General features: G+C 64.2%; 6 protein-coding genes and 1 pseudogene. 1 reads left to right on the top strand and 6 read right to left on the bottom strand.

The features are described from left to right. From purH to dusB, 3 genes and pseudogenes are all read right to left on the bottom strand, one after another. A pseudogene (purH, locus tag DBR12_RS22785) lies at positions 1-340 on the bottom strand (bifunctional phosphoribosylaminoimidazolecarboxamide formyltransferase/IMP cyclohydrolase); the annotation flags it as partial. A gap of 98 nt (positions 341-438) precedes the next feature. Then, positions 439-672 carry a Fis family transcriptional regulator gene (locus tag DBR12_RS11465; RefSeq protein WP_063458953.1) on the bottom strand — a complete coding sequence of 78 codons (234 nt, stop codon included), beginning with the start codon at positions 670-672 and terminating at the stop codon, positions 439-441. After that, the gene (gene dusB, locus DBR12_RS11460; protein WP_108617366.1) at positions 669-1,715 is read right to left on the bottom strand and encodes a tRNA dihydrouridine synthase DusB; all 1,047 of its coding nucleotides are present in this window, start codon (positions 1,713-1,715) and stop codon (positions 669-671) included. The genes DBR12_RS11465 and dusB overlap by 4 nt, the downstream gene beginning before the upstream one ends. A gap of 390 nt (positions 1,716-2,105) precedes the next feature. Here dusB and DBR12_RS11455 point away from each other — a divergent pair, with 390 nt between their 5' ends. Beyond that, complete coding sequence (locus tag DBR12_RS11455; RefSeq protein WP_108617365.1) at positions 2,106-2,588, top strand: YqaA family protein; 483 nt, start codon at positions 2,106-2,108, stop codon at positions 2,586-2,588. Between the two features lie 23 nt (positions 2,589-2,611). Here DBR12_RS11455 and DBR12_RS11450 read toward each other — a convergent pair whose 3' ends face one another. From DBR12_RS11450 to ychF, 3 genes are all read right to left on the bottom strand, one after another. Beyond that, on the bottom strand, positions 2,612-3,853 hold the full coding sequence (locus DBR12_RS11450) for a diguanylate cyclase (protein WP_108617364.1): 1,242 nt from the start codon (positions 3,851-3,853) through the stop codon (positions 2,612-2,614). 178 nt (positions 3,854-4,031) lie between these two features. Further along, positions 4,032-4,910 (bottom strand): EamA family transporter RarD, encoded by an 879-nt coding sequence (gene rarD, locus DBR12_RS11445; protein ID WP_108617363.1) that lies wholly within the window; start codon positions 4,908-4,910, stop codon positions 4,032-4,034. A gap of 128 nt (positions 4,911-5,038) precedes the next feature. Further along, on the bottom strand, positions 5,039-6,133 hold the full coding sequence (gene ychF, locus DBR12_RS11440; protein WP_108617362.1) for a redox-regulated ATPase YchF: 1,095 nt from the start codon (positions 6,131-6,133) through the stop codon (positions 5,039-5,041). Positions 6,134-6,208 lie beyond the last annotated feature (75 nt).

Raw genomic sequence — 6,208 nt, 5'->3', positions numbered from 1 at the left:
GCGTGCAGCCGGCCTTGGCCACGGTGGCTTCAAAGGGGTAGAGGTTGACCACCAGCAGGTCGATGGTGTCGATGCCATGTTCCTGGAGAGCGGCCATGTGTTCGGGCAGCTCGCGGCGCGCCAGCAGGCCGCCGTGCACCTTGGGGTGCAGCGTCTTCACGCGGCCGTCGAGCATCTCGGGGAACTGTGTGACTTCGGCCACTTCGGTCACGGGCAGCCCCTTGTCGGCCAGCAGCTTGGCGGTGCCGCCGGTGGACAAGAGCTTGATGCCCAGCGCGTGCAGCGCTTGTGCGAATTCGACGATGCCGGTCTTGTCGGAGACGGAGAGGAGTGCGTTCATGGCAGTGGAGGTGGGGAGGTTTTGAATAAAAAAGGACCCTTGCGCCTGTCCATCAAGGGTTTGTTGCTATATATTTTATAGCAAACCAGGCGACGGCGTCAGAGCAGCTTGTGCTCGACCAGCTTCTTGCGCAAGGTGTTGCGGTTCAGGCCCAGCCATTCGGCCGCGCGGGACTGGTTGTTGTCAGCATGGGTCATCACCACTTCCAGCAGCGGTTTCTCGACCACACGCACCAGCATGTCGTACATGCCGTCGGGCGTCTCGCCGCCCAGATCGCGAAAGTAGCCCTGCAGGCTCTCGCGCACGCATTCTTCTATGTGTTTCTTGCTCATGCAGCCAATCCCTCTTGTTCTTCTGGTTCTGCGTCCACGTCAGTGGCGGCGGGCAGCCGGTCCATGTGCTGCCCGAGGGCATCCAGGTAGTCAGCCACAGCCTGCCATTGCGCAGTGCAGTCTTCGATCGTGTTGATGTGCGCCCGCAAGGCCTCGCCGCCCGGCAGCGCGCGCAGATACCACGCAATGTGCTTGCGCGCACTGCGCACCCCGGTCAGTTCGCCGTACAGGCTGTAGTGGTCATGCAGATGGTCCAGCAGCAGTCGGCGCACCTCGGCCACCAGCGGCGGCGCCAGGTGCTCGCCCGTGGCCAGAAAGTGCCCGATCTCTCGGAAGATCCAGGGCCGCCCCTGGGCGGCGCGGCCGACCATGATCGCATCGGCGCCGGTGGCAGCCAGCACATCGCGCGCCTTTTCGGGCGAGGTGATGTCGCCATTGGCCACCACAGGCACCTTCACCGCCGCCTTGACGGCCGCGATGGTGTCGTACTCCGCATGGCCCTTGTAACCCTGCTCGCGCGTGCGCCCGTGCACCGTGAGCATCTGGATGCCCACAGCCTCGAACTGGCGCGCGAGTTGCACGGCATTCTTGTGCTCCTGGCACCAGCCGGTGCGCATCTTCAGCGTGACGGGCACGTTGAATGGCGCACAGGCCTCGACCACGGCTGCAGCAATCTCCACGGCCAGGGCCTCGTTCTGCATCAGGGCGGAGCCCGCCCACTTGTTGCACACCTTCTTGGCCGGGCAGCCCATGTTGATGTCGATGATCTGCGCACCGCGTTCTACGTTGTAGACCGCGGCCTCGGCCATCATCGGCGCATCGGTGCCGGCGATCTGCACGGCAATGGGCCCCGGCTCCCCTTCATGGTTGGCCCGGCGCGAGGTCTTGAGGCTGTTCCACAAGTCCTTGCGCGAAGTCACCATCTCGCTGACCGCATACCCCGCGCCCAGTGCCTTGCACAACTGGCGAAATGGCCGGTCGGTAACGCCCGCCATGGGGGCGACGAACAACCGGTTCGCCAAAGGAATGTGGCCGATGTGCATGGGAGGGGACGGGAGGAGGCGACAGCGAATGCTGAAAAAGGAGGCAGGATTGTACCTGCTCAAAATTTCAGCAAATGAAATACTCCAGCAAAGCTGGCTATCCCCTCACAAGACTCCATTGGCGATGCCCCAAACGCTTCGACGGGCCCAGAAAGCAGCGCCACCGGCCGGCTCGGGCATGGCCTCGCCATGGCGCTGCGCAAATGCAATCTGGCAGCAGCATGTGGCGAAGATGCTGCGTCACTCCTGTCGCGGAGCCCACGGGCGGTTGGGCTGCACCTTGCCCCCCCTTCACCCGCAGCCATATCTTGGTGGCGCGGACCGCTGCAGCACAGTACCCTGGTTCCCGACGCCTCCATCGCCCAAGGCCTGCGCCCTACACTCTCCCCCATGGAAATCTGGATGCACCAGCTGCTGGAATGGCTGGCCCTGCCGCAATTTGGCCTGAGCACGGTCTTTGTGGTGTCGTTCGTGTCGGCCACGCTGCTGCCCATGGGCTCGGAGCCCGCCGTGTTTGGCCTCGTGAAGCTCAACCCCGAGCTATTCTGGCCCGCCATTGTGGTGGCTACGGTAGGCAACACCCTGGGTGGCTGCTTGAGCTGGTGGATGGGCCTGGGCGCACACCGGGCCGTGGACAGGGCACGCGGCAATGCCACGGAGCTGAGGGCGCTGAACTGGCTCAAGCGTTTTGGTCCCCGCGCCTGCCTGCTGAGCTGGCTACCGGTGGTGGGCGACCCGCTGTGCGCCGTGGCAGGCTGGCTCAAGCTGCCCTTCTGGCCCTGCCTGGCCTACATGGCGGTAGGCAAGTTCATGCGCTACCTGCTCATGACAACTGCACTGCTGTACTTGATGCCGGGGCATGTGGGGGCGTAGGGCTGCGGGGACACCAGGCCGGGCTACAAAAATGCGTGGCCACTGTGTTCTGAGACTAGGGAATCGCCCTTGGCGATGGGCTCCTCCACCACTACTTGGTTGCGGCCACCCTCCTTGGCCATGTACATCGCCGTGTCTGCGCGCGAGAAAAACTCCAGCACTGACTCGCCCAGCACGTACTGGGTCACGCCAATCGACACCGTCACGCGGCCCTTGAGCAGGCCGCTCCAGGCATGCGTTTCCACCTGGGCGCGGATCCGCTCGCAGGTATTGAGTGCGGGCAACAGCGAGGTTGCTGGGAAGATCAGCAAAAACTCCTCACCTCCATAACGCCCGAACAGGTCTCCCCCCCGCACGCCCTGCTGCGCAATGCGTGCGAAGGTGCGCAGCACCTCGTCCCCGCCCAGGTGGCCCAGCTCGTCGTTGATGTGCTTGAAGTGGTCGATGTCGAGCACGGCCAGGCACAGCGAGATGCCACTTTCGTCAGCCAGCTGCTTCTGCTCCTCCAACGCCGCCAGGATATAGCGGCGGTTGAAGCAGCCCAGCAACACGTCACGCTGTGCGTCCTCCTGGATGTTCTTGATCTTGCGGCTGGCCCGATGCAGGCTGCGGTACAAGTGCTGTACCCGGCCCATGAGCACGATGAACGCGGGCACCGACACCGCCAGCGCCAACAGATGCAGCAGCTCCAGGCGCAGCAGCGCGGCATTGTGCTTCTGGTTGTGGTGCAGCCCGATCACCGCCGCATAGGCCACCAGCACCACGACCGTAAGCGCCAGCAGCGTGCGGCGGGGCACCGTAAAAATGCCATACGCCACTGCCACAAACATGAAGGGGGCAAACAGGATCTGCGTGACGGGGGCCAGATAGAAGACCACCAGCATGCCGCCAATCGCAGTGGACACAATGGCCAGTTGCAGGTGCCGCAGCCGGATCTTCTGCTGCACTTTGGAGCGGAGCACAGCCCAGAAGGCCACAAAACCCACCACCACCATCGCCGCCAGCACCGCCAGGGCCTCGCCCGCAACCATGCCCAGGGCATAAAAGCCCACCAGGGCCAGTGCGTAGAGGCTGATCAGGCCCCCAACCGCCCACCATTTCTTGCGCTCATGCCAGTCCCCCCGGGGCCCCAGGCCGTCCACTGCACGGCGCCCAGGCCGCACGGCGGTGGAGGCCGCAGACGACGAGTCGTCGAACTCCAGCACGGCGTCCGTCAGGGGGAAGGCGTCCGTCGCCGAGAACAGGTTTTTGCGTGCAAAGAACATGCGGGGGCAGGCACAGGCCTGGGTTTGTTCGGAAAACAGGGGGCCGAATGGCAAAGGGCCCAGGCACGGATGCGCAGCGCTGTGCAGACAATCCCTCGGAACCGCGCGCGATCTTACGTGGAACTGACACAAACAATCTGCACGTTTTCCAGTAGCACCACCGCCCGCCCTGCACCGTTCAGGTCGGCACCGCCCGCTGGCGCATCCACCAGCCTTCCAGGCTGTAGACCACCAGTGCCGCCCAGATCAGCGCAAAACCCACCAGCCGCGCGGGCTCGAAGGCTTCGTGAAAAATCCAGACCCCCAAAGCGAACTGCAGGCTGGGTGAGATGTACTGCAGGATGCCCAGCGTGGACATCGGGATCAGACGCGCGCCCGCAGCGAACAACAACAGGGGCACGGCCGTCATGGGGCCCGCCAGCACCAGCCAGCCAATGGTGGCGGTGTCGCCTTGTACGAGGGCGCCCTGCCCCTGCCAGGCCCACCACCCCAGCACGGCGGCAGCCACCGGCGCAAGCATCAAGGTTTCCAGCGCCAAACCTTCGAGCGCGCCCTGCACCGCCACCTTGCGCAGCAGGCCATAAAAGCCAAAGCTCAGCGCCAGCACCAGCGCGATCCAGGGCAGTCGCCCGGCTTGCAGCGTGAGCCAGAGCACACCTGCAGCCGCCACGGCCACGGCCAGCCACTGGCCGGGGCGGGGGCGCTCATGCAAAAACACAAAACCCAGCGCCACGTTCACCAGGGGCAGGATGAAGTAACCCAGGCTGGCATCGACCACATGCTGGTTCTGCACGGCCCACACATAGGTCAACCAGTTGCCCGACAACAGCACGGCCGACAATGCAAAGGCCCCCAGCACGCGGGGCTGACGCACCACGGCAGCCATCCAGGTCCAGTGCCTGCGCACAGCCAGCAGCCCCAGCACAACCACCAGCGACCACAGCGTGCGGTGCATCACGACCTCCAACGATGGCACTTCCGCCACCTGCCGGAAGTACAAGGGAAACAGGCCCCAGGCAACGTAGGCGAGCGCGGCGTAGAGAATTCCGGTGTTCATGGGCAAACCCGCTGGAAAGTGGAAAGAAAGACGAAGAGAGGGACGAAAAAAATCCCTGCCAGCCAAGCAGCCGGACAGGGACGGGGCCGTGGACCCATTCGCAGGTCCGCAGGCAGGTCAGGGGCGGGTCACACGTTGAACAAGAAGTTCAACACATCGCCGTCCTTGACCACGTATTCCTTGCCTTCCGCGCGCATCTTGCCCGCATCCTTGGCTCCCTGCTCGCCCTTGAGGTGGATGTAGTCATCGAAGGCGATGGTCTGGGCGCGGATGAAGCCGCGCTCGAAGTCGCCGTGGATCACACCGGCCGCCTGGGGCGCCGTGTCGCCCACATGGATGGTCCAGGCGCGCACTTCTTTCACGCCCGCCGTGAAGTAGGTCTGCAGGCCCAGAAGCTTGAAGCCAGCGCGGATCAGGCGATTAAGGCCGGGCTCTTCCAGACCCAGCTCCTGCAGGAACATGTCGCGGTCCTCGTCTTCCATCTCGGCCATTTCGGCTTCGATCTTGGCGCAGATAGCCACCACCGGCGCGCCCTGGGCTTCGGCATAGGCCTTGAGCTTGTCCAGCAACGGGTTGTTCTCGAAACCGTCCTCGGCCACGTTGCCCACGAACATGGCGGGCTTGGCCGTGATCAGGCAGAACTGCTTGAGCAAAGGCGCATCTTCCTTGCTCACGGCAATCGTGCGCGCGGGTTTGCCCTGGTCCAGCGCGGCCTGGATGGGGGTGAGCAGCGCAACGATCTTGGCGGCCTCCTTGTCGTTGCCGGACTTGGCCGCCTTGCTGTAGCGATTGAGCGCCTTCTCGACCGTGGCCAGGTCGGCCAGACACAGCTCGGTCTGGATGACTTCGATGTCCGCAATAGGGTCCACGCGGCCCGCCACGTGAATCACGTTGGGGTCTTCAAAGCAACGCACCACGTTCACGATGGCATCGGTTTCACGGATGTGCGCCAGGAACTGGTTGCCCAGGCCTTCGCCCTTGGACGCGCCCGCCACCAGACCGGCAATGTCCACAAACTCGACGATGGCAGGCACGATGCGCTCGGGGGAGATGATCTGGGCCAGCTGCTGCAGGCGTGGGTCGGGCACTTCCACCACGCCGGTATTGGGCTCGATGGTGCAGAAGGGATAGTTTTCGGCGGCAATGCCGGCCTTGGTCAGCGCGTTGAAGAGGGTGGACTTGCCGACGTTGGGCAGGCCCACGATGCCGCATTGGAGGCTCATGGCAGGGCTTTCTGGAATTCGGAGACAAACCGCCGATTTTACGGGGCTGCCAGCCCCCTTCCATCGCCCCCCTTC

Origin of the sequence: Acidovorax sp. HMWF029 (genome assembly GCF_003060895.1) — a bacterium.
Taxonomy (GTDB): Bacteria; Pseudomonadota; Gammaproteobacteria; order Burkholderiales; family Burkholderiaceae_C; genus Acidovorax.
This window is presented reverse-complemented; position numbering and strand designations above follow the sequence as displayed.